Consider the following 21,816-nt stretch of genomic DNA (forward strand, 5'->3'; position numbering starts at 1 on the left):
CCTACTTTCCAAGAAGATATCTCTTCATATTGCTAAGGAAGTTGCTTTTTTGTAAAGTCAATTCTCCACCAAATGAATGGCTTGTATATCTCGATGCAATATCCATAAGAGCTTTAGATACATTAGCTTCAGAATCAAAAAGGATAAAGGGTATTTGTCTTGAAACAGCTTTGGAAACAGTTCTATCGTCCGGCAGGTAACCAAGTGCTACACTTTCCAGCCCCAAAAATTTCTTAAGTGCATTTTGAAGCCGCATAATCGTTTCTTTGCCTTCCTTATTTGTGAAAACTCTATTACAAACCAGAAAATATGGAATTTCTTTTTTGACGGAATGTATGTATTTCATTGTAGAGTAGGCATCCATTACGGAAGTCGGTTCAGGCGTCGTAATAACGATTAACTCATCAACACATAACAGAAATTTTGCCGAGTCCTGAGTTATACCTGCCCCCATATCAAACAAAATATAATCATAATCCGTCAACAGCAAACTAAATTCTTCATTAAACCGCATAAACTTGTTTTCACCGAGGGAAAAGAGGCTTGTCAGCCCTGTTCCACCCGTAATGATTGAAATACTCTCTGGGCCTGTCGTCATAATATCTATCAAGCTACGACCACTTTCAAAGAAATCAACGATACTGTAAGATGAATGTTCACCAATCAAAATATCTATATTTCCCATCCCGATATCCATATCGAACAACAGGACCTTATTTCCTCGTTTAGATAAAGCGAGGGAAAAGTTCAAAGAAAAGTTAGATTTTCCGACGCCACCTTTACCACTTAAAATGGCAAGAGTTTTAGCCACTGATTGATTTTGGTGGGTTTCCAGTCTTCTTCGTAAGTTCTCAGCTTGATCTTTCATATTTTTTAGCCCCAAAAGCCATTTTCAATAGTTGTAATGATGTAGCTTTTTCAATATCATCTGGTACATTCTGTCCATTTGTAATATAAGCGGCTCCTAGTTTATGAGCGTGTATAAAATTAAATATAGCCCCGAAAGTAGATGTCTCGTCAGCTTTAGTAAAAATGACCTGTTTAATTGGTATGCTAGCAAACTGCCGATAAATATCTTCCATATCCTTTTGCTTCGAAGTCAATGACAAAACTAAATATGTTTCCATCTCATCTGTAAAATCAATAATTTCACTAAGGTCTTTAACATACTGTGGATTGCGAAAATTCCTTCCAGCAGTATCTATAAATACATAGTCATAATGAGAAAACCGTTCCGTTGCTTTTTTAAAATCTTCCAAATTATACGCTACTTCAATCGGAACATTTAAAATCTTTGCATACGTCTTAAGCTGATCTATTGCTGCAATCCTGTATGTATCTGTCGTAATGAAAGCCACTTTTTTACCATACCTAAGCATGGTCTCTGCTGCTACTTTAGCGAGGGTGGTTGTCTTACCAACTCCTGTTGGTCCAACAATATTAATATATTTTTTTTGCAGACCGGGTTTCCCGTTTTGAACCTTCTCCAATATTTCAAATAAGGCTTCTTCTAACCAACCTTGTACTTCTTCGTCAGTGGATTGTTGTTTGAGAGCAAACCATTTTTCAAGTAATTCATCCATGATTTGCGAGCGAAGCTGTACATCCACTTCCTGCTCTGTGAGATAATCATTGATTTTCTGCAGTTTTCCCGGATAGTGTCTATCAGATGTGATTTGTATACTTTTAATCATATCCTTTAAACCTTCTAATTCTTTTAATAGATCCGTACTTTCATTGTTACCTTCCTGTGTAATAGTGCTATTACTCGATATTTCTTGTTTCACAGGCAACTTCTTCATTTTTTGTTTAGTTACCATTTGGTTGGGCTGTGAAACTGGATCGATGGCTGCAATGACTTCGATATTCCGTTTTTTAAATAATCCTAGGAAACCACCAATATAGACAGCTTTTGAACTTAAAATAATCGCATCACTGCCTAATTCTTCTCTTATTCGCTTCATAGCTTCGGCCATTGATGGTGCCATATATTTCTTTACTTTCAATCGATATTCACCACCCCTACACTTTGTACTTCTACATTCGATTCGAGTTCATTGTATGAAAGAATCGGTACATTAGGAAAATAACGTTCTGTTAACTGCCGGGTATACATCCGTACTGCTGGAGAACAAAGTAGGATTGGTTGATGTTCCATTAACGTCAGCTCATCCAATTTGGCCGCAATTGCCTCCAATATGGACTGAGATATATTTGGATCTAGTGATAAAAAGTTTCCATGTTCAGTTTGTTGCACTCCATCTGCAATGGTTTTTTCTACTTTTCCCGATAACGTGATGACTTTTATTCGATTTTCTTCTACGATAAAGGAATTAGTAATCTGCCTGGCTAAATTCTGTCGTACATATTCAGTAAGCAAATCTGTATCCGTCGACAACTTATCATAATCAGCAAGTGTTTCGAAAATGATTGATAAGTTCCTTATAGAAACTTTTTCCTTTAACAATTTTGCCAATACCTTTTGTACATCACCTATCGACAAGGGATTCGGGGTGACCTCTTCTACAAGAATTGGTGATGATTCACCAAGATAATCGATCAATTGTTTCGTTTCCTGCCTGCCCAAAAGCTCATGAGCATTCGCTTTTATGACTTCCGTTAAATGTGTGGATACAACACTTGGAGGATCTACAACTGTATAGCCCATCATCTCTGCATGCTCTTTCATATCATCCGTAATCCATTTAGCTGGTAGACCAAATGATGGTTCTATCGTATCGATTCCTTCTATTGATTCATCTTCTATTCCTGGACTCATTGCCAAAAAGTGATTCAGAAGCAATTCCCCTTTTGCAATTTCATTTCCCTTAATTTTTAGCCGATACTCATTAGGGTTCAACTGGATATTATCTCGTATTCTGACGACTGGAATGACAAGTCCCATTTCAATTGCCAGTTGTCGGCGGATCATGACGACACGGTCTAGTAAGTCTCCCCCTTGATTGGCATCAGCAAGGGGAATTAGTCCATATCCAAACTCGAATTCGATTGGATCGACACTCAAAAGGTTAACGACACTTTCTGGACTTTTCATTTCATCTGTTTCCAACACTTCTTCCATTTCTTGTATTTCACTTTCATTCGGCTGTGGTATCCTAGAAATCGTATACCCTCCTATGACTAATAACGCTGCAATTGGAAACGTAAATATATCTGAAATTGGCGTGAATAAACCTAGCAAAAAAATTGTTGCTGCAGTCAAGTAAAGCATCTTTGGAAATTGAAATAACTGTTCAACAATATCTGATCCAAGATTACCATTCGAGGCTGCCCGGGTTACGACTATTCCTGTTGCTGTTGAAATCAATAAGGCAGGCACTTGACTGACAATTCCATCTCCAACTGATAACATGGAAAAATGAACAGCAGATTCTCCAAAACTCATATCCAATTGCATGACACCAATAATCATTCCAAAAATCAAATTGATGATGACAATGATAATACCGGCGATGGCGTCTCCTTTAACAAACTTACTCGCTCCGTCCATGGATCCATAAAAGTCAGCTTCATTGCTGATTTTTTCTCGTCTGGTACGTGCGTCATTTTCTGAGATCATCCCAGCATTCAAATCTGCATCAATGGCCATCTGTTTCCCAGGCATCGCATCTAGCGTAAATCTTGCTGCCACTTCTGACACCCGTTCAGAACCTTTCGTGATGACGATGAAATTGATGATAACCAAAATGATAAATACAACTAAACCTACAAGCACGTTCCCTCCGACTACAAACGAGCCAAAGGTTTCGACTACACCGCCAGCATCACCATATGTCAAAATGGCACGTGTCGTCGACACATTCAACCCCAGCCTGAATAATGTCAGTAAAAGGAGCAAGGAAGGAAATATTGAAAATTCCAAAGGCTCTTTCATATTCATCGTAGTCAATAGAACCAACAGCGCAAGAGATATATTTAAAAGAAGTAAAATACTTAACAACCATGTTGGTAATGGAATGACCAACATGGCAACAATCATGATGACGCTCGATATGACAACTAAATCTCTTGCTCGCATGTTCTTCTCTCCTAACTAGCGGGTCACATTTTACTTCCTTACAGCTTACCTTTCGTTTTATAAACAAAGGCGAGTATTTCAGCGACTGCCTTAAAAAATTCCTCAGGAATCGCCTGGCCTATTTGCGCTTGATCATATAAGGACCTTGCCAAAGGACGGTTTTCTACCATGATCACATCGTTTTCTTTAGCAATATATTTAATTTTCTGAGCTACAAAATCAACGCCTTTTGCCACTACAAACGGAGCCTCCGCCTTATTTTCATCATATTTTAAAGCAATCGCAAAATGCGTCGGGTTTGTGATGACGACATCAGCATTTGGCACTTCCTGCATCATTCTCTGCGCTGCCATCTGCCTTTGCTTTTGCTTAATCTTTGATTTAATTAACGGGTCACCCTCGGAATTTTTATATTCATCCTTAATATCCTGTTTGGACATCCGGATGTTTTTTTCAAAGTCATATTTTTGATACAAATAGTCTAATAGAGCAATGAACAATAAAGCCACGGCAGCATAATACCCTACCTTTATCGTAATATCTGCCAATGTTGCCATTGCTTCTTCCACAGAAATCTGGGATAAAATCATAATCTCGTCCATACGCTGCCAAAGTACATAAAAGGCAACTAAACCTACAAATGATATTTTAAGAATGGATTTCAATAATTCAACAATGGCCCTCAAGGAAAAAATACGTTTGAACCCTTTAATAGGATCCAATTTTTCAAGTTTAAACTGAATTGACTCAGTAGAAAACATAAGCCCAATTTGCATCACATTAGCCAAAATTCCTGCAATCACCGCTGCTGCAAAAACAGGACCGAGGATAAGTCCCATCTCCTTCAAAACCTCTATCATGGTAATTTGTATATTTTCCTCACTGAATCCTGCAATCGTAAAGTGTTGCAGATATTCTTTCATGAGACCGAGAAGATGATTGTACATATAAGGTCCCATCATCAATAGCACCGAAAACACAGCAATTAAATTCACAGAGGTATTTACATCCTGACTTTTAGCTACCTGTCCTTTTTTCTTCGAATCCTGACGTTTTTTTGGAGTCGCCTTTTCCGTCTTTTCACCAGCGAAAAACTGTAAATCCAGCTGAATCCACCCCATGTTATACTCCTCCGATCAGCTGCATTAACTGACGCATCGTCACAAGTAAGAAATTAAAAAGTTGGGTAACAACCGTCATCATCATTCCCATGACTATCACTATAACCGCTAAACCTGCTATAATTTTCACTGGAATTCCGACAACAAATACATTTAATTGGGGAACTGTCCTTGCCAGAATTCCAAGCGTGACATCCACTAAAAAAATGCTGCCCACTACTGGAATTGACATTTGAAACGCAATCATGAATGTCTTACTAAATGCTTTGGCCAAGTACTCTATTAATGCCTGGTCCCCAAAGGGCACAAATAATTGATCAATCGGGATGAACTGATAGCTATAAAAAATTCCATCCAAAAGCAAATGATGACCGTTTGTACTTAAAAGAAATAATAAGGAAATCGTATATAGATATTGTCCCATTAATGGACTTTGAGCCCCTGTTTGCGGATCGATGACATTGGCAATTGAAAAACCCATTTGAAAGTCAATTAACCCACCTGCAACTTGAACCGCTGATAAAATCATATAGGCAGCAAACCCGATGAAAAGCCCTACAAATGCTTCCTTTATGATTAATAAATAAAATGTGACATCCAAAGCTAGAACCGGCGCTTCAATGGTATAGTACATAATCCAAGCAAGGAAAATCCCAAGTCCGATTCGATGCTGTATCGGTATAGATCGATACGAAAAAATCGGCATTGCCACGAAAAAGGTTGTAACCCTGACCACTATTAATAAAAATGCAGGAAAGTACGGAAATATATCCTCCATTCTCTACCCTACAAATCGATTCAAGTTACCGAATATTTCATTTGCGTATGATAATAGATGACTTAGCATCCATGGAGCGAGTAAAATAAGTGCCAATAAGACAGCCACAATTTTTGGAACGAAGGCCAAGGTCTGTTCCTGAATCTGTGTGGTCGCCTGAAAGATACTTACTAATAGTCCTACAACAAGAGCTATCAACATCAAGGGGCCAGCTATGATCAATACCATATAAATTCCTTTTTCTGCTACATCAATAACAAACTCTGCGCTCATTTTTTCTCACCTGCTTAAAAACTCTGTAATAAAGACTTCACTACTAAATACCAACCATCAACAAGAATGAAGAGGAGGATTTTAAACGGCAAGGAAATCATGACTGGTGGTAACATCATCATCCCCATCGACATCAGGACACTTGCAACGACCATATCAATAACCAGAAATGGAATGAAAATCATAAAACCTATTTGGAAGGCTGTTTTGATTTCACTAATTGCAAAAGCTGGTACAAATGCGGTCAAGGGAATATCCTGTATCGTTTCCGGCTTATCGACCTTGGCATATTCTAGAAATAAGGCCAAGTCCTTCTGCCTTGTATGGGCACTCATAAATTCCTTAAAAGGAATCGCAGTCTGCTCATACGCCTCTTCTAAATCTATTTCTTCATTAAATAGAGGAGTTAATGCTTTTTCGTTCACTTCCTGAAAAGTCGGTGCCATTACAAAAAATGTCATAAAAAGAGCTAGACCAACCAGGACTTGATTCGGCGGCATCTGTTGTGTAGCAAGCGACGTTCTCACAAAACTGAGGACAATAATGATTCTTGTAAAGCATGTCATTAAAATCAAAATGCTTGGAGCAAGCGATAAAACAGTCATCAGGAGAACAAGTTTGACGGAAGTAGAGACATTAGTGGGATCGCTGTTATTAAAAAACTCCATGAACTCATTCATTGTCTCTTCCTTTCCTTTCAAGCTCATTTAACAGCTTCTTCCTACTATCAGACATTTGATCGAGCTGATTTTTGAACTCTGAGGAAAAACTATTAGTTTCGATTTCTCTTTTTTTCAGCCACTTATTTTTCAATTTCGTGGCAAATTCTCCTGGCTGAATCATTTGATCCATTTTTTCGTTGTAATCTTTCATTAACTGCTCATATTCCTCGGGATTATCTATTTCTTTCAAGAGCTGTATGTTTTCGCCAACTCCGACTACTAATATTCTACCGCCCACTTTAACAAGCTGAACCGATCGATTTGCTCCAAGGCTTGTGCCGCCTAAATTCTCTACTGAATTTGCTTTTTGATACGATTTACTTTTTTTATTTATGAACTTTAATATGATATATAAAAGCCCCACCACAAAAATGGTCGCAAAGATCATCCTTAGAAACTCCCAAATAGTTATCCCCACTTGTTCGGGATTTGAAGCTTGTTTGGTAGTTTGGGAGTCTTTTGATTTATCCGTTTTCAAATCATCTGGCTGTTCATAAACATCCTTCACTGTTTTATCAAGATCTTCCGCACTCGCCTGAATGGCCCCTGAGAAGAAAACTGCTATCACAAGTGAGACCTGAAGCCATTTTTTAATAAAAAACAATATGAAGACACCCTCTTACTTCATTAACTTAATGCTTTATTTATGGCTTCCAATACCCTGTCTGCCTGAAATGGTTTCACGATAAAGTCTTTTGCCCCTGCCTGGATTGCATCAATAACCATTGCTTGTTGCCCCATTGCAGAACACATTATGACCTTCGCTTGCGGATTTACCTTTTTAATTTCTTTTAATGCTGTGATTCCATCCATTTCAGGCATAGTAATATCCATCGTTACAAGATCCGGATGCGTTTCTCTATATTTCTCTACTGCCTGAGCACCATCTGCTGCTTCTCCAACAATTTCAAAACCATTTTTAGAAAGGATATCTTTTATCATCATTCTCATAAATGCTGCATCGTCAACAATTAAAATTTTATTTGCCATTTTTTTGTCCTCCAAATTTATCTAAGTTTTTTTAGTCGATCGCTCTGACTCATAATATCCGTAACACGAACTCCAAAGTTTTCATCAATCACAACAACCTCGCCTTTTGCAATTAAGCGGCTGTTTACCAGGATATCCACCGGTTCACCAGCTAATTTATCCAATTCAATTATAGAACCAGATGACAGCTCTAGAATTTCTTTGACAGAGCGCTTTGTTCTCCCAAGCTCTACGGTTACCTGCAATGGGATATCCATCAGCATGCTAAGATTTTTCGTTTCGGACTCTTGAAGCTGATACGGCTGAAAACTGGAAAAACTGGCTGGCTGAACATTTACCGGTTGTCCTGTTGGAACGGATGAAACTCCAAAATGTTGCGGTTCATTCGGTATTTTGTATGTCGGTTTTGTTTGGTAACCACTATGTCCATAATTCTCATTTGTCGGCTGATTCGATACAGGATTTTGGAATGATACCGGCTCTTGAAGAGAATTGCTCTGTGTTGGGTTGGTTTGTATCTGTTCCATTTTATTTTCATCGGCTTCACTTTCACTTGTTCCATTTAATAGTTCACTGACTAACCCTTTTGCAAATTCTAAAGGCAACAGTTGCATAATGTTGGAATCAATTAATGTCCCCACTCTTAAACGGAAAGAAATTTTTGCAAATAAATCCTCATCCGGTATTGCACTTTCACCTTCACCATTTAAAAAGTTCAGTAAATCGATGCTTGGTGGTGAAATATCTACCTTTTTACTGAAAATGGTCGACATTGATGTAGCAGCCGAACCCATCATTTGGTTCATTGCTTCCTGGACCGCACTTAGTTGAATTTCTCCTAGCATCTCTGAAGGATTCAAACCATCACCGCCAAGCATCAAATCGGCAATGATCGCCGCATCACTTTGTTTGATGACAAGCATATTAATGCCTGTAAAACCTTCTGTATATTGCACTTGGATGGCTACATAGGGATGCGGGAATTCTTCCGCAATCTTACCCCTTTCAATTAATGTAACCGCCGGGGTAGTGATATCCACTTTCTGATTCAACAAAGTGGATAAAGCAGTGGCCGAACTCCCGAAAGAGATATTCCCAATTTCACCGAGCGCGTCCAGTTCCATCATTGATAAATAATCTTCTATCGAAAGAAAGTTCACCTCATCTTCTATATCACTTGTACCTTTTAAAAGGGCATCTATCTCGTCTTGTGAAAGCATTTCATCACTTATCATTTTCGTCTCCCCCTTTCAAAATATTAAGAATCTGGATGGCGTGTTTTTTACCTACTTTGCCTGGTTGTCCACTATATTTCGGAATTCCCCCTACTTTAATTGTTAAAGGCTTATCGATAGCATGATTTAAATCGATGACATCACCTACATCAAGCAGAAGGAAATCCTGGATAGCGATATCCGTAGTTCCTAATTCGGAAATAATTGAGAGATCTGCATTCCTAATACGATTTTCCAAAACCTTGATTTCCTCAGGAATTCTTTCTTTTTGAGAATTTTCCATCCAGTAGTGAGCAGACAACTTCGGTATGATTGGTTCTAAAACAACGTGAGGAATACAAATGTTAATCATTCCGCTCGTTTCACCGATTTGCGTATTTAGAGATATGACTACAACTGTGTCATTTGGTGAAACCAATTGTAAAAATTGCGGATTCACCTCAAACTCTGTCATTACCGGTTCGATATCAACAATCGTCCCCCAAGCTTCTTGTAAATTTTCAAAAGCCTTTTCAAATAGATTTGACATGATCTTTGTTTCTATTTCAGTTAAACTGTCGACTTTATTAACGCTGATACCCCGTCCTCCCAAAACTCTATCCATCATGGAATAAGCGATATTCGGATTGACCTCAAGAATGATACGGCCATCCAGAGGCGGTACCTCAAACACATTCAAAATGGTCATCTTAGGTATTGAACGTATAAACTCTTCATATGGAATTTGATCTGCAGATGCTACGGATATTTGAACATATGTCCTCAGCTGAGCAGAGAAATAAGTTGTAAGCAATCTTGCAAAGTTCTCGTGTATCCTAGTCAAACTGCGGATTTGATCCTTTGAAAACCGAAGTGCTCTTTTAAAGTCGTACACCTTCACTCTTTTTTCTACTTCTTCTTTCTTTAAATCATCTGCATCCATTTCACCTGTAGAAATGGCCGATAACAAAGCATCGATTTCATTTTGCGATAATATTTCCCCGGACATTAGCACTCACCTCCAAAGCTTCCCCTTCTTATTTAATGAAGCAAGGATGTTCTTATTGAAGAATCGAGGAGGTTATATAAACCTTTTCAACTTTTCCTTCTTCCATTAATTCATTAATTCTAGTCTTTAACGTATCCTGAAGTTTTTCCTTGCCCTTTTTACCAGTTAACTCTGTCGCTTTCATTTCGGACAGTTCGGCAATAATAATGTTTTTCACCTGAAAACTTCTTTTTTCCAACTCTTCTTTTGCTTTTTTATTTTCTGTTTGGACCATAAATGAGATTTTGATATAATCATTACCCGAAAGATTCGTTGTAATTTCAGGAATTTCAACAGATGATTTGATAATTTCATCTATGGAGGGTTTACCCTCTGCAGATGTGGGGTCAGATAACTTTGTAACAACCACGACCGCTATTACGCCAACAAGAGTAATTGCCACCAGCATAATCAACATAATAGTCAATAGTTTTTTTTTCATAACCTTTCCTCCTCATCATCACGCAATCCCAGAACATTCACGGTACGATAAAATTGTATAATGGCTTGAATTATTTCTTCTTCCTTCTCGAGCACCACGATTTTCTTCCCATTTGTAAACGTAATAGTCGAATCCGGCAACGATTCGACCGTATCTATGTACAATGCATTGATATGAAAGCTTTTGCCATTCAGCCTTGTGACTTTAATAATAATATTTAGGAGCCAGAGCAAATAAGCACCTGGCTCCTCCCTCCCTTAACTTATCGTTTTAAGTTAACCAGCTCTTGTAAAATTTCATCCGACGTCGTGATAATTCTTGAATTCGATTGGAATCCACGTTGCGCGACGATCATTTCCGTAAACTCTTCTGATAAATCGACGTTGGACATTTCCAAAGAACCTGATGCAATTGTTCCGCGTCCTTCACCTGCGACATTGATGTTTGCTGTACCAGAGTTTATTGATTCTTGGAATATATTGCCTCCTGTTTTAGTCAATCCGGATGCATTTGTAAACTTGGCAATAGCCAGTTGACCCAAAGTCACAATTTTCCCATTTGAGTAGATACCGCTAATTTCACCTGATGGCCCAAAATTAAAGCTCTCCAGTTTCCCTTCTTTATTACCATTCGGGTTGACCATAGCTGTAGTTGTTCCTTTATCTTGGGTGAGAGTAGAGAAATCGAAATCTAATTTTATTTTTTTACTATCATCACTGTCATCACCTTTACTAATATCAATTGATAGGTTAACATCGCTTGTCACATCGCATTTACCATCCGTAAAACTAAGAGTAGTTAAAGGCTCTAGTTCAGAGTCCGAAGTTGGATCCTGATCATAAACTCCCCAATTATTCTCACCATTTTTCTTGAAATAAATAGTTGTTGTTTGTTCTTTACCTTTTTCATCAACAACTTTTATTTGCTGGCTGAATACGGAACCCTCAATTGCGTCCGCTGCCAAGTTTTCACTTACGGATACTTTTGTAGTTGTTACAGCAGGTAAAACCGCATTAACGTTTACAGATACATCTCCGATTGTTTTTGATGGTTTTCCGTTTGCATCAACCTTGTAGGCCTGCACTTTCATTCCATTAGAATTTACAAGCGTGCCATTATCATCTAAATAGAAGTTACCAGCACGTGTATAAGATAATACATCTCCTTCTTTGACGACGAAATAACCATCTCCAGATATACCCAAATCAAGATCGCGTCCAGTAGTTTGCAAGCTTGATTGAGTATGAATGGTGTCAATTGTTGCGATAGTTGACCCCAATCCAATCTGCTTAGAATTGGTACCACCTTTATTTGCTGTCGCGGCACTAGCACCAGATATTGTTTGGTTCATCGTATCACTGAATGTTACACGACTTTTTTTGAAACCATAGGTGTTGACATTAGCCACATTATTCCCAATAACATCTAATTTTGTTTGTAAGTTCTTCAATCCGCTTATTCCTGAGTACATTGAACGAAGCATTATAAGCTCCCCTTTCATATCGTGACTGCTTCTGTCATTCCACAGCCTAGGCTTCCTATACTAGGTCCGGCCTATTAATCTAATAGTATGGTACCATTGATATTCGTAAAAATTTGAGACGAGGCTTCCTCTCGATCCACAACAGTAATGACTTTGTTATTTTTAGTGCTGATTACGAGTGCCGCGTTATCGATAATAATAAGAGATTCTGTCACACCCATCTTTTTGGCCTCATTTGCTTTATCGGCTATTTTGTCCCAAGTTTGTTGCTCTATTACTATTTTCCTTTGATCCATCCGCATTTGTGCATGTTTACTAATCGTCAGCTTTTCATTAGTAGATATAGCTTCTTGAAAATGCTGTTGAAATCCTTGTTGGATCATTTGCCTTTGTCTTAAGGGAGTAGTTTTTGTTTGTGGAATCATCTGAGCGGAATTTGCTTGAAAACCGAGTTTATCCATTATTCCGCTCCTTAAGCACTAGCGATTTTGATCAATTGATCTAATGATAGTTTTGTGCCGCTTTGATCATCCACTTCTATCTGCACCTTGCCTTTATTCATGGATACTGATGTAACAACGGCAGAAAGGTCTCCATTTTCTTCATCATTCCATGTGACACGTTTGCCTATTAATTCACTTGCATTAGTCAAACTGTTAGATGTCGTGCTTGATTGTTTCATTGCCGAAATATTTGCTGGTTGAAGTTTTGTGCCATCTTCTAAAATGAAATAAATATTGTCACCTTTATATTGAATCGATTCCACGATACCTACACCTTCTTCTATCGCAAGGTTCTCACCGCTTTCATCCAATATATGCCAAGTTACTTCCTTACCAACGAATGAGTTATAGTTCATTAGACTATTTTGTTGGTTTAACCCAATTAGTTCATCTATTTGGGATCCTATATTCATCATTTGTTCCAAAGAAGAAAAAGTGGCCATTTGGGCTATAAATTCTGTATTGTCCATCGGACTGGAAGGATCTTGGTTTTGCAGCTGGGTAAGCAATAATTTCAGGAAATCATCTTTTCCGAGTGAATCGCCTGTTTTTCTATCTGATTGATAGCTTGATAATAATAGTGACGTATCAATGGTCGTCATTTCTTCACCTACACTTCTAGATTTAGCAGAGCTTCTGCAAAGGAGCCTGTAAATTCACTTTCCGTCTCGTCATTGCTTTCCCTCTTATTCTCTTGTTGTCTATTTTGTTCATCCGCATCTTTCTGGCTGAATTTCTCAGAGTTGAAAGCATTGTAAGCCTGTGATACTTCAATTTTTTCAATTTGGATATTTTGGCCGTTAAAGGCTTGCTTTAACCCGTGAATCTGTTTCTCCAGCATATTTTTTGCTTGCGCCGATGTGGCCAAAATTTTTGCTGTCATCATGCCATCCTTTTGAATCAACTCAATTCTAAGTGACCCTAGGTGTTCGGGATTCAATTTTATTAACAGTTTATTTACACCGTTAGCCCCTGTGAAATTTGCTTTACTCAAGATACTTTCAAACTGTTTAACAAACTCTTCCTGACTGACAGTTTGTCCACCCTTAGCAGCCGTCAAGACGAATTGTTCAAGCTTTGTCATTAGAAATGACATACCCGAACCTTGATAGTTACTACTATCCGCTGTTTTTAAAGTCAGACCGGTACTATTTGTTCCATCTTTACTTTCCTTGTCGCTTCCAGTTAATTGTGAGAATGCGCTTTTCACAGTTTCCAATGTTTTATTTTGCCCTTTTTCCAAAAGAAGAGAAAAATCAAGGTTAGTATTTGTTTTCTGATGCTGATTAGGCAGCCATTTTTCCAGTTTTCCTGATATCTCTTCAAGCAGATTTTTCATTTGCTTATGGATGGTTGCTTCATCTTGTGTCATATCTTTATTCTCTGATAAAAGATCGTGAAGTTTTACCAACTTTAATAGATTCGCTGTCCCCTCTAACGGGAGCTGTTTCCACTCTTCTTCACTCAACGAAGCAACCTGTTTTAGGATTGTATATAGTTCCATGACATTGGCTGATAACAGGCTTTGTGAATCCAACCTCAAGTCTTCCGGTTCTTGATCTAAATTGATTTCCTCTATAGTCGTAAAGAATTCTGTAAGAGTCTCTTCATTATTACCGCTAAGCCTTTTTAGTAACTGGAATAGGAGGGTTCTAACATCCCCTTGATTGTTTACTAAAGGATCTTCAGCAACACTTTCTTCCTCAAGGTCACTTAGACTGTTAAGTTTCAAAATATCTAGTAAATCCTTTAGAGTTGACAACCCCTCATTGGAAAGACGAAAGGATTCAGTATCTAATGGACTGCCTGAATCTACCCCTACGGCGGATTGAAGGACTGAACCAAACCCCAATTTCATCCCCTGGTTTTGCTTTAATTGAACAGTTTGACTTACTGCTGCCAAGGGGAATAAAGAATTAATGGCCAAATTCATATATTATTCACCTCCTTTAAAGATTCCCCTTAAGAACTTTGCTCCGATAGTCTCTTCGTTAACCTGGCAGCATCTGCTGTTGTCATTTGCTCTAATACCTTCGCTAAAGTATCAGCTTTCATACTTGCCAAGATCTTAACAGCATCTTCATCACTCATTTCTGTAATGATAGGAGCTGACTTCTTTGGTGCCATGGTTTCATAAGTGCGTATTATATCTTTGAAAGCCTTTTTACTCCCATCCTGACTTTCTCTAAGCTGTTTCACTTCAGACTGAAGCTGCTGTTTTTCTGCTTCAGCCTTTTCAACGGCCTTGTCTCGTGTATCAATTATTCCTTCCAGCTTCTCTATCTCTTTTTCTTTGTTTTCTATTTCGGTTTCTAACTTCGCCAGTTTTCTTGAAACTTTCTCAGTGTCTTTGGCTGAGTTTTCTTTTACCTCATCCTTTTGAATAAGTTCGGCGAAGGGGATTTTAGCGGACATCTCCTTAGCCTTTTCCACTACATTAACCCCCGCAACTGAGAAAACTACCATGGCTACAGTTACCGCAAAGATTAGAGGGATGAAGATTACAAGAAACCATTGAAATTTGCTTATTTTATTTTCTTTTAATTCATCTAATCCAGTAGATTCAACTTTTTTACGCATTCTATCACCTAACGCCCTTTGCTAAAGAATTGCCGGATAGATATTTCATCCATTTGTTTATTCTCAGCTTCCTTTATGACATCCAGGAATTTAAGAAACTCATTTTCTTTCATTTTCTCGTACTTTTTGACTTCAATATTTCTTTCCAATAATACTTCCTGCAGGACATTCATTTTGTAACGGGCTTCAATGACTTCCTGTTGACAATGGCTTAAGAGCTTTTCCATATTGTCCATAAATAACTGATGATGGCGAATTTCCTGAACGGATAATCCATTTCGGAGCTTTTCCTGCTGGAATTCCAGAAGGTCTTCTTTTTTCTTTAAGAGCTTATACAATTTTTCGGCTACTTTTTCAAAAGTTTTTAGAGCAGCATTATATTTAGAAAGTGCGTCCCTTTTTTCTTTTTCCTTGATGGTTAGGATCTTCTCAAATTTATATTGATAAATCATTGCTAATCACCTTTCTCCATCAATTTTACGAGGTTGATAATACTCTTATCTTTGGGTGCTTTTTCATGAGTGCCTTGCTTTAAAAATGAAATGATTTCCGGATATCGATTAATGGAGTTATCAATTTCCTTTGAAGAACCCTTTTTATAGGCACCTATATTAATCAAATCTTCAGACTCAATATAGGTTGATAAACTTGCCCGTAAGTTTTCTGCTGACTTTTTATGCCTTTCCTCAACAATATTATTCATGACACGACTTATACTCTTTAGAACATTGAGAGCCGGAAACTGTCCTTTATTGGCTAAGTTTCTGTCTAAGATGAAATGACCGTCCAATATTCCCCTGACTGCATCGGCGATTGGTTCATTCATATCATCACCGTCGACAAGAACCGTATAAAAAGCTGTAATGGATCCTAACTGATTTGTGCCTGTTCTTTCTAGTAGTCTTGGAAGGATAGCGAAAACGGATGGCGTATAGCCTTTTGTGGTGGGTGGCTCTCCGACAGCAAGTCCGATTTCCCTTTGGGCCATCGCAACCCTTGTGACGGAGTCCATCATTAACATCACGTTCAATCCTTTGTCACGAAAATATTCTGCAATGGCAGTAGCCGTCAAAGCACCTTTAATTCTCATCAACGCTGGCTGATCAGATGTCGCTACAACAACAATTGATCTTGCTAACCCTTCCGGACCAAGATCTTTCTCAATGAATTCACGGACTTCCCGACCACGTTCACCAACAAGGCCAATCACGTTTAAGTCAGCCGTGGTATTCCGTGCTACCATGCCAAGCAAAGTACTTTTTCCAACACCGCTCCCAGCAAAGATGCCAACACGTTGGCCTTTCCCTACTGTTAATAAACTATCAATCACACGTACACCTACATCAATTGGTTCATCAATCGGAGGCCTTTCCATAGGGCTGGGTGGATCTTGATCCACCGGAACCGTAGCAAGTCCTTTTGGAAGCAGCGAATCGTCGATTGGATGTCCTAAAGGATCGACAACCTTACCTATTAATCCACTGCCTACCTTTATCTCAAGGCTTCGTCCGCTTCCTTCAACAATACATCCTGGTCCAATATCACTTACCGCTGTAAACGGCATTAAAATGACCATTTCATCACGAAAACCGACAACTTCCGCTAATATTTTCTTTTTCTTTTTTTGTATACCTGTATAGATATAACAAACGTCGCCTACAGAGCTTTCAGGGCCTTGGGATTCTATCATTAACCCTACGACACGTTTGACTCGTCCATAGTGTTTAAATGGATCGACTTCATCAACTAAGGGTAAGAGATCCTTCGCTTTCATCTTTACTCACCTTCCAGCAACTCAGTTAGTTTCATTTTAATTTCCTGTAGCTGACTATCAACGCTGGCATCTATTCTTCCATTCTCCGACTCGATGATACAACTACTTTCATTTAGATCATCATCCGGATAAATATACAATTCTGTTTCTTTTGGAAAGATTGAAATCAACTCTTCCTTATGAGTAAGAATCGATTGGTATTGAATCGGATGAATATGCAGCTGCACTTCCCGATAATCCCTCGCTTCTTTAATGGCTTTCTTTACGATGGATAAAAAAGACTCTTCATCATTTTCAAGCTGGCGGCCAATAACTTTCCCCGCCACTTTCATTGCAAGATCCAAAATAACTGATTCAGATGATTCGATATGTTGCTTATAATCTTTTTTAGAGGACTCTACCACTTTCTTTGCAAAAGCGATCTCCCCTGCAACCTCGTTATAGCCCTTTTGGATTCCATCTTCGATTCCCTGCTGATACCCTTCTTTTTGAGCCTGTTCGATATACATTATTTTTTCTTGCTTCTCCCAATGTTCGCGGGCTTGCTGGACTTCATCAGCAACCGCTTTGGCTTTTTGTTTTGCTTCTATTAATAGAGATTCTGCCTCCTGCTTGGCTTGGTTTAGAAATTCATCTGATTGAAAATAATGAACGATTTGCCCTTCATCCTCGCTTTCTGTTTCAAGTGAGTCCAAACAGCGAATTCTTATCGTTATCTTATTGCTTTTCTCCTGATTTGCTTGGTGGGACTTAATAATTCTAGACAATGATATCATCCCCTCCGCCGCGGGCGATTACAATCTCACCCGTTTCTTCAAGGCGGCGAACAACAGCAACAATTCTGGATTGTGCTTCTTCTACATCCCGCAAACGTACAGGACCCATATATTCCATTTCTTCCTGGAACGTTTCGACCATTCGTTTCGACATGTTACGGAAAACGATTTCCTTCACTTCATCGCTTGCCACTTTAAGGGAAAGTTTGAGATCTTCATTTTCAGATTCCCGTACAACACGCTGAATGGCTCTTCCATCAAGAGTCACGATATCTTCAAAGACAAACATCCGTTTCTTGATTTCTTCTGCAAGTTCTGGATCTTGGGTTTCAAGTGCATCTAAGATAGTTCTTTCTGTTGAGCGATCAACTCCGTTCAATACATCAACAACCGCTTCGACTCCGCCAGTCTGGGTATAATCCTGGGTAACAGTTGCAGATAGTTTTCTTTCTAATATCTGCTCTACTTCATTAATGATTTCCGGCGAAGTGCTATCCATTAAAGCGATTCTTCTTGCAATATCGGCCTGCACCTCTTGGGGAAGTTCAGACAAAATATGGCCTGCCTGTGTTGGATCAAGATAAGATAAAATTAAGGCAATCGTCTGCGGATGCTCATTTTGGATAAAATTCAATATCTGTCCAGGATCTGCCTTCCTTGCAAAGTCGAATGGACGAACTTGTAAGGAAGATGTTAAGCGGTTTATGATTGCCGCCGCCTGATCAGTCCCTAACGCCTTTTCAAGAACCTGCTTCGCGTATCCAATCCCACCCTGTGATATGTAATCCTGTGCTAAAGCTATATTATGAAATTCCTCTAAAATTTCTTCTTTGTCCTGCGAATCTACTTTTCTAACTCCCGAAATTTCAAGAGTCAATCTCTCAATTTCCTCTTCAGAAAGATGCTTATATACGGATGCAGAAACATCCGGACCTAAGGAAATAAGGAGGATGGCAGCTTTCTGTTTGCCAGTCAATCCGGCCTTTTTTTTTCTTTCTGTCACTTGCACAGCCTCCTAGTCTAATCTTCTGCTATCCAACTTCTTAATAATTTTGCAAATTCATCCGGCTTTTCTTTTGCCAGTTTCTCAAGTTGTTTTCTTTTTAACGATGCCTCTGTTTCCTTCTCTGTATTTAAATCTGGAACCTCGAATACGACTTCTTCTTCCTCTTCCTCCACGTATTCCTCTTCCATTTCTAATCGCCTTCTTGACCGGAAAAATAAGAATAATAGAATGATAATGACTAATAATAATATTCCACCTACAATGTAAACCCAAATGGGCACTGAAGTTCTCGTTCCATCTTCTGGAATTGTCATTTTTCCGTTAAAAGGTTGAACGGAAATCGCTATCTTCTTATTTAGCTCATCGTCTGTAAGTTCTTCCCCTTCAGCTTTTTTCTCAATTGTCGTACGGATTATTGTGCTAAGGATTCGTGTAATATCATCTACACTCTGCTGAGATAAGGAGTTTGGATCATCTGCCGTAGGAGGCTCGACCATTACCTGGATACCTAAATCCTTTACTTTGTATGGACTTTCCACTATTTCTTTCTTTATTCGGTTCACTTCACTATTTATTGTTTCATCAACTTTTTCATAATCACCGGATCCGTTTGTTCCCTCTTTATAACTAGATCCTAATGAATCAGAGGAGTCCTCACTTTGCGGAATGCCACCAGCCCCAGCTGCATCCCCACTATACGATTCATTGATTCTTTGCGCAGAAATCTCAATTCCTGCCATATTTTCTTCATCCACCGGTTCAACTATATTCTCTTCCCTGTTTTCCTGAGTGAAATCAATGTCTGTTGTGACAGAAACGACAACTTTATCTCTGCCCATTATTGTTCCTAGCATATTTTGTACTTGTCTTTGAATATCGCGTTCAATTTCTTTTTTTATTTCGTTTTGAGTAACAAAAGCAGACGCGAAATTAGAATTTTGATTTTCAAGGTCATAATACTCAAAATCTTGGTTCATAATGACGATATTATCTGTAGGCAGGTTCGGAACACTTTTTGATACAAGATGATAAAGTGAATTAATTTGATTTTCTTCAAATTTATAGCCGGATTTCGTATTCAAAACAATTGATGCTGACGCTTCACCTGCTGTATCACTTACAAAAACCCCTTTATCCGGAAGTGTAATCATCACACTCGCATCTTCAACCCCGTCAATCTTCTTTATTAAATTGGCTAGTTCCGTCTGCATCGAATCCAATTTAATAACATTGAATTCATTTTCGGTCATTCCGATACCAGCGCTCTGACTAAAAAATGAATAGTCGATGCTTCCTGAGTCCGGGATCCCTTCAGCTGCAAGCTCCACTTTAAGTGTATCCAACTTTTCTTCAGGAACTTTAATCGTTTTACCGTTGTCTGAAATTTCGTTCTTAATTCCTTGACTATCTAAATTCTCTTTAATACTTCCCGTTTCTGATGGCGTTAAATTAGAATATAAGGGTACCAGTGTTGTACGGGAGGCAAAAACCGAGACAATCATAATGACGATGATAATCAATGCGGTTGCACTAATCATGAGGACTTTTTGTTTTTTACTGCGACTAGTCCAGAAAGCAGTTATTTTATTTTTCAAATTCACTAGTACATCATTCATTTAAATCCCCCGGTCAGTCTATGAATTTATGAAAGGGGGAATCTTTTTCCCCCTGGCCATTTTTCTTTATATAATGAGGTTTAAAAAATGAATGCTATATACTCATTCTCATCATTTCCTGATAGGCTTCAACCACCTTATTCCGGACCTCTAGTGTAGCCTGCATTGTAACACTGGCTTTTTGTGAAGCAATCATCACTGAATGAAGCTCAACATCTTCACCGTTAACCAGTTTAGTTGTCAGATTGTCTGATGCAACTTGAGTTTCATTAACTTTATTCAACGATTCTTTTAATACGGACGCAAAATTCCGATGTGCTTCGTATGGTGTATTTGTATTACTCTGGTCATTTTTCAATACATTAAATGTATTGCTCCCTGCCGAAAGAGAAATCCCCTCCATATCTCCACTCCCCATTCAAGTTTATTTGCCGATTTCCAATGCTTTCATCATCATTCCCTTTGATGCATTCAAAACTGTCACATTTGCTTCGTATGATCGTGTGACACTCATTAAGTCGACCATCTCCCTAAGCGGATCGACGTTTGGCATTTCCACATATCCATCATCATTGGCATCGGGGTGTTCTGGATTATAATCCAACTCAAAAGGCGTTTCATCTTTTACTATTTCCGTAACCTTTACACCGTTTCCAATCCCGCTGTTTTTCCCAGTGGCTGCGTTTAAAAAGCTTGAAAAACTACCTTCCTTACTTTGTAGCACAACTGCTTTTCTCGAGTATGGTTTCCACTCCTTTGTTTCTGCATCATATTCCGCTCTGGTCGTATCTGCATTCGCCATATTGGAAGAAATCACATCCATCCTTAACCTTTGACTAGTTAGGCTTGAGCCAGTCGTATTTATACTTTGGAAAATCCCCATTACTTACCTCCCCTAATTACAGTTTCCAATGATTTGAATTTACCTGAAAGTCGATCGGATACTGCATTAAAATAAATTTGGTTTGCAGCAAGGTCAGTCATTTCTTTATCAATGTCCACACTATTTCCATTATTGTTGTATTGCACATTCCTCTGCGTCACGATTGAAGAGGATTCACCGCCCTCAGATTTAAAACTTAGGTGTCTTTCATCGGTACGGTATGATTGGATGGAAGATTCTAACTCTGCTTGAAACGACTGTTTTTTGGAGATATCTTTAGCTTTATAATTCGGTGTATCTGAATTCGCAATATTCTGTGAAATAATTTTTTGTTTTGTATTAGAATAATTCAGAGCGTTTTCAAGTGATTGAAAAGTATTTGAAAATAATTCCATATTATCGCTCACCTCTTTCCATTTTAAACAGATAATAACTTAAGAAATAAATTAACCCAACGTATTCATGGTTTAATTCTAAAGAAACATTATAACTATGTCCACAAACATTTTTAAGACTTTAGACCTATTATTGTCGAAAAATGTCACAATTTGCTCAAATTTACTGCTTT

General features: G+C 38.4%; 26 protein-coding genes. All 26 read right to left on the minus strand.

Annotated features, from left to right (window positions below):
- Position 1: 1 nt before the first annotated feature.
- Complete coding sequence (locus JFV29_RS04360) at positions 2 to 868, minus strand: MinD/ParA family protein (protein ID WP_201181418.1); 867 nt, start codon at positions 866 to 868, stop codon at positions 2 to 4.
- Entirely contained in the window at positions 852 to 2,006 is a 1,155-nt protein-coding gene (gene flhF / locus JFV29_RS04365) for a flagellar biosynthesis protein FlhF (RefSeq protein WP_201181419.1), read from the minus strand. Before flhF ends, JFV29_RS04360 begins: the two co-directional genes overlap by 17 nt.
- Positions 2,003 to 4,039, minus strand: coding sequence for a flagellar biosynthesis protein FlhA (gene flhA, locus JFV29_RS04370; RefSeq protein ID WP_201181420.1), 2,037 nt, complete (start codon positions 4,037 to 4,039; stop codon positions 2,003 to 2,005). The genes flhF and flhA overlap by 4 nt, the downstream gene beginning before the upstream one ends.
- A 38-nt stretch (positions 4,040 to 4,077) precedes the next feature.
- On the minus strand, positions 4,078 to 5,160 hold the full coding sequence (gene flhB, locus JFV29_RS04375; RefSeq protein WP_201181422.1) for a flagellar biosynthesis protein FlhB: 1,083 nt from the start codon (positions 5,158 to 5,160) through the stop codon (positions 4,078 to 4,080).
- Between the two features lies 1 nt (position 5,161).
- The gene (fliR, locus tag JFV29_RS04380; RefSeq protein ID WP_201181424.1) at positions 5,162 to 5,938 is read right to left on the minus strand and encodes a flagellar biosynthetic protein FliR; all 777 of its coding nucleotides are present in this window, start codon (positions 5,936 to 5,938) and stop codon (positions 5,162 to 5,164) included.
- 3 nt (positions 5,939 to 5,941) lie between these two features.
- The gene (gene fliQ, locus JFV29_RS04385; protein ID WP_056526792.1) at positions 5,942 to 6,211 is read right to left on the minus strand and encodes a flagellar biosynthesis protein FliQ; all 270 of its coding nucleotides are present in this window, start codon (positions 6,209 to 6,211) and stop codon (positions 5,942 to 5,944) included.
- Between the two features lie 14 nt (positions 6,212 to 6,225).
- Positions 6,226 to 6,891 (minus strand): flagellar type III secretion system pore protein FliP, encoded by a 666-nt coding sequence (fliP, locus tag JFV29_RS04390; RefSeq protein ID WP_053348014.1) that lies wholly within the window; start codon positions 6,889 to 6,891, stop codon positions 6,226 to 6,228.
- A complete protein-coding gene (locus tag JFV29_RS04395) occupies positions 6,884 to 7,537 on the minus strand; it encodes a flagellar biosynthetic protein FliO (RefSeq protein ID WP_201181426.1) in 654 nt (217 codons plus the stop codon). The genes fliP and JFV29_RS04395 overlap by 8 nt, the downstream gene beginning before the upstream one ends.
- Positions 7,538 to 7,560: 23 nt before the next feature.
- Positions 7,561 to 7,923, minus strand: a complete 363-nt coding sequence (locus tag JFV29_RS04400) for a response regulator (protein ID WP_053345335.1) — start codon at positions 7,921 to 7,923, stop codon at positions 7,561 to 7,563.
- Between the two features lie 17 nt (positions 7,924 to 7,940).
- Positions 7,941 to 9,158, minus strand: a complete 1,218-nt coding sequence (fliY, locus tag JFV29_RS04405) for a flagellar motor switch phosphatase FliY (RefSeq protein WP_201181428.1) — start codon at positions 9,156 to 9,158, stop codon at positions 7,941 to 7,943.
- The gene (fliM, locus tag JFV29_RS04410) at positions 9,148 to 10,146 is read right to left on the minus strand and encodes a flagellar motor switch protein FliM (RefSeq protein WP_053345333.1); all 999 of its coding nucleotides are present in this window, start codon (positions 10,144 to 10,146) and stop codon (positions 9,148 to 9,150) included. The genes fliY and fliM overlap by 11 nt, the downstream gene beginning before the upstream one ends.
- A 52-nt stretch (positions 10,147 to 10,198) precedes the next feature.
- Complete coding sequence (fliL, locus tag JFV29_RS04415) at positions 10,199 to 10,627, minus strand: flagellar basal body-associated protein FliL (protein WP_201181430.1); 429 nt, start codon at positions 10,625 to 10,627, stop codon at positions 10,199 to 10,201.
- On the minus strand, positions 10,624 to 10,839 hold the full coding sequence (locus JFV29_RS04420; RefSeq protein WP_053348013.1) for a flagellar FlbD family protein: 216 nt from the start codon (positions 10,837 to 10,839) through the stop codon (positions 10,624 to 10,626). The genes fliL and JFV29_RS04420 overlap by 4 nt, the downstream gene beginning before the upstream one ends.
- A gap of 50 nt (positions 10,840 to 10,889) precedes the next feature.
- The gene (gene flgF, locus JFV29_RS04425; RefSeq protein ID WP_201181432.1) at positions 10,890 to 12,110 is read right to left on the minus strand and encodes a flagellar basal-body rod protein FlgF; all 1,221 of its coding nucleotides are present in this window, start codon (positions 12,108 to 12,110) and stop codon (positions 10,890 to 10,892) included.
- A gap of 74 nt (positions 12,111 to 12,184) precedes the next feature.
- A complete protein-coding gene (locus JFV29_RS04430) occupies positions 12,185 to 12,571 on the minus strand; it encodes a TIGR02530 family flagellar biosynthesis protein (protein ID WP_242485300.1) in 387 nt (128 codons plus the stop codon).
- An 11-nt stretch (positions 12,572 to 12,582) separates the two neighbouring features.
- Positions 12,583 to 13,215: a flagellar hook assembly protein FlgD gene (gene flgD, locus JFV29_RS04435; protein ID WP_201181434.1), complete on the minus strand. Its 633-nt coding sequence runs from the start codon at positions 13,213 to 13,215 to the stop codon at positions 12,583 to 12,585.
- A gap of 8 nt (positions 13,216 to 13,223) precedes the next feature.
- The gene (locus tag JFV29_RS04440; protein WP_201181436.1) at positions 13,224 to 14,546 is read right to left on the minus strand and encodes a flagellar hook-length control protein FliK; all 1,323 of its coding nucleotides are present in this window, start codon (positions 14,544 to 14,546) and stop codon (positions 13,224 to 13,226) included.
- 29 nt (positions 14,547 to 14,575) lie between these two features.
- Positions 14,576 to 15,193: a MotE family protein gene (locus JFV29_RS04445; RefSeq protein WP_201181438.1), complete on the minus strand. Its 618-nt coding sequence runs from the start codon at positions 15,191 to 15,193 to the stop codon at positions 14,576 to 14,578.
- Between the two features lie 8 nt (positions 15,194 to 15,201).
- Positions 15,202 to 15,645: a flagellar export protein FliJ gene (gene fliJ / locus JFV29_RS04450; protein ID WP_201181441.1), complete on the minus strand. Its 444-nt coding sequence runs from the start codon at positions 15,643 to 15,645 to the stop codon at positions 15,202 to 15,204.
- 2 nt (positions 15,646 to 15,647) lie between these two features.
- Positions 15,648 to 16,967 (minus strand): flagellar protein export ATPase FliI, encoded by a 1,320-nt coding sequence (gene fliI / locus JFV29_RS04455; protein WP_201181443.1) that lies wholly within the window; start codon positions 16,965 to 16,967, stop codon positions 15,648 to 15,650.
- A gap of 2 nt (positions 16,968 to 16,969) precedes the next feature.
- Positions 16,970 to 17,734 (minus strand): flagellar assembly protein FliH, encoded by a 765-nt coding sequence (gene fliH / locus JFV29_RS04460; protein ID WP_201181445.1) that lies wholly within the window; start codon positions 17,732 to 17,734, stop codon positions 16,970 to 16,972.
- Positions 17,727 to 18,746: a flagellar motor switch protein FliG gene (gene fliG, locus JFV29_RS04465; protein ID WP_053345323.1), complete on the minus strand. Its 1,020-nt coding sequence runs from the start codon at positions 18,744 to 18,746 to the stop codon at positions 17,727 to 17,729. Before fliG ends, fliH begins: the two co-directional genes overlap by 8 nt.
- A gap of 17 nt (positions 18,747 to 18,763) precedes the next feature.
- The gene (gene fliF / locus JFV29_RS04470; protein WP_201181446.1) at positions 18,764 to 20,365 is read right to left on the minus strand and encodes a flagellar basal-body MS-ring/collar protein FliF; all 1,602 of its coding nucleotides are present in this window, start codon (positions 20,363 to 20,365) and stop codon (positions 18,764 to 18,766) included.
- 94 nt (positions 20,366 to 20,459) lie between these two features.
- Positions 20,460 to 20,783, minus strand: coding sequence for a flagellar hook-basal body complex protein FliE (gene fliE, locus JFV29_RS04475; protein WP_242486118.1), 324 nt, complete (start codon positions 20,781 to 20,783; stop codon positions 20,460 to 20,462).
- A 6-nt stretch (positions 20,784 to 20,789) separates the two neighbouring features.
- Entirely contained in the window at positions 20,790 to 21,248 is a 459-nt protein-coding gene (gene flgC / locus JFV29_RS04480; protein ID WP_056526749.1) for a flagellar basal body rod protein FlgC, read from the minus strand.
- Positions 21,248 to 21,643 (minus strand): flagellar basal body rod protein FlgB, encoded by a 396-nt coding sequence (gene flgB / locus JFV29_RS04485; protein ID WP_201181449.1) that lies wholly within the window; start codon positions 21,641 to 21,643, stop codon positions 21,248 to 21,250. Before flgB ends, flgC begins: the two co-directional genes overlap by 1 nt.
- Positions 21,644 to 21,816 lie beyond the last annotated feature (173 nt).

The organism is Peribacillus sp. TH16 (assembly GCF_016651095.1).
Taxonomy (GTDB): Bacteria; Bacillota; Bacilli; order Bacillales; family DSM-1321; genus Peribacillus; species Peribacillus butanolivorans.

Coding starts and splice junctions, on each gene's coding strand:
- JFV29_RS04360 (WP_201181418.1), bottom strand. CDS start 868: ATGAAAGATCAAGCTGAGAACTTACGAAGAAGACTGGAAACCCACCAA.
- flhA (WP_201181420.1), bottom strand. CDS start 4,039: ATGCGAGCAAGAGATTTAGTTGTCATATCGAGCGTCATCATGATTGTT.
- flhB (WP_201181422.1), bottom strand. CDS start 5,160: ATGGGGTGGATTCAGCTGGATTTACAGTTTTTCGCTGGTGAAAAGACG.
- fliR (WP_201181424.1), bottom strand. CDS start 5,938: ATGGAGGATATATTTCCGTACTTTCCTGCATTTTTATTAATAGTGGTC.
- fliQ (WP_056526792.1), bottom strand. CDS start 6,211: ATGAGCGCAGAGTTTGTTATTGATGTAGCAGAAAAAGGAATTTATATG.
- fliP (WP_053348014.1), bottom strand. CDS start 6,891: ATGAATGAGTTCATGGAGTTTTTTAATAACAGCGATCCCACTAATGTC.
- JFV29_RS04400 (WP_053345335.1), bottom strand. CDS start 7,923: ATGGCAAATAAAATTTTAATTGTTGACGATGCAGCATTTATGAGAATG.
- fliY (WP_201181428.1), bottom strand. CDS start 9,158: ATGATAAGTGATGAAATGCTTTCACAAGACGAGATAGATGCCCTTTTA.
- fliM (WP_053345333.1), bottom strand. CDS start 10,146: ATGTCCGGGGAAATATTATCGCAAAATGAAATCGATGCTTTGTTATCG.
- fliL (WP_201181430.1), bottom strand. CDS start 10,627: ATGAAAAAAAAACTATTGACTATTATGTTGATTATGCTGGTGGCAATT.
- flgF (WP_201181432.1), bottom strand. CDS start 12,110: ATGCTTCGTTCAATGTACTCAGGAATAAGCGGATTGAAGAACTTACAA.
- JFV29_RS04430 (WP_242485300.1), bottom strand. CDS start 12,571: ATGGATAAACTCGGTTTTCAAGCAAATTCCGCTCAGATGATTCCACAA.
- flgD (WP_201181434.1), bottom strand. CDS start 13,215: ATGACGACCATTGATACGTCACTATTATTATCAAGCTATCAATCAGAT.
- JFV29_RS04440 (WP_201181436.1), bottom strand. CDS start 14,546: ATGAATTTGGCCATTAATTCTTTATTCCCCTTGGCAGCAGTAAGTCAA.
- JFV29_RS04445 (WP_201181438.1), bottom strand. CDS start 15,193: ATGCGTAAAAAAGTTGAATCTACTGGATTAGATGAATTAAAAGAAAAT.
- fliJ (WP_201181441.1), bottom strand. CDS start 15,645: ATGATTTATCAATATAAATTTGAGAAGATCCTAACCATCAAGGAAAAA.
- fliI (WP_201181443.1), bottom strand. CDS start 16,967: ATGAAAGCGAAGGATCTCTTACCCTTAGTTGATGAAGTCGATCCATTT.
- fliF (WP_201181446.1), bottom strand. CDS start 20,365: ATGAATGATGTACTAGTGAATTTGAAAAATAAAATAACTGCTTTCTGG.
- fliE (WP_242486118.1), bottom strand. CDS start 20,783: ATGGGGAGTGGAGATATGGAGGGGATTTCTCTTTCGGCAGGGAGCAAT.
- flgC (WP_056526749.1), bottom strand. CDS start 21,248: ATGGGGATTTTCCAAAGTATAAATACGACTGGCTCAAGCCTAACTAGT.
- flgB (WP_201181449.1), bottom strand. CDS start 21,643: ATGGAATTATTTTCAAATACTTTTCAATCACTTGAAAACGCTCTGAAT.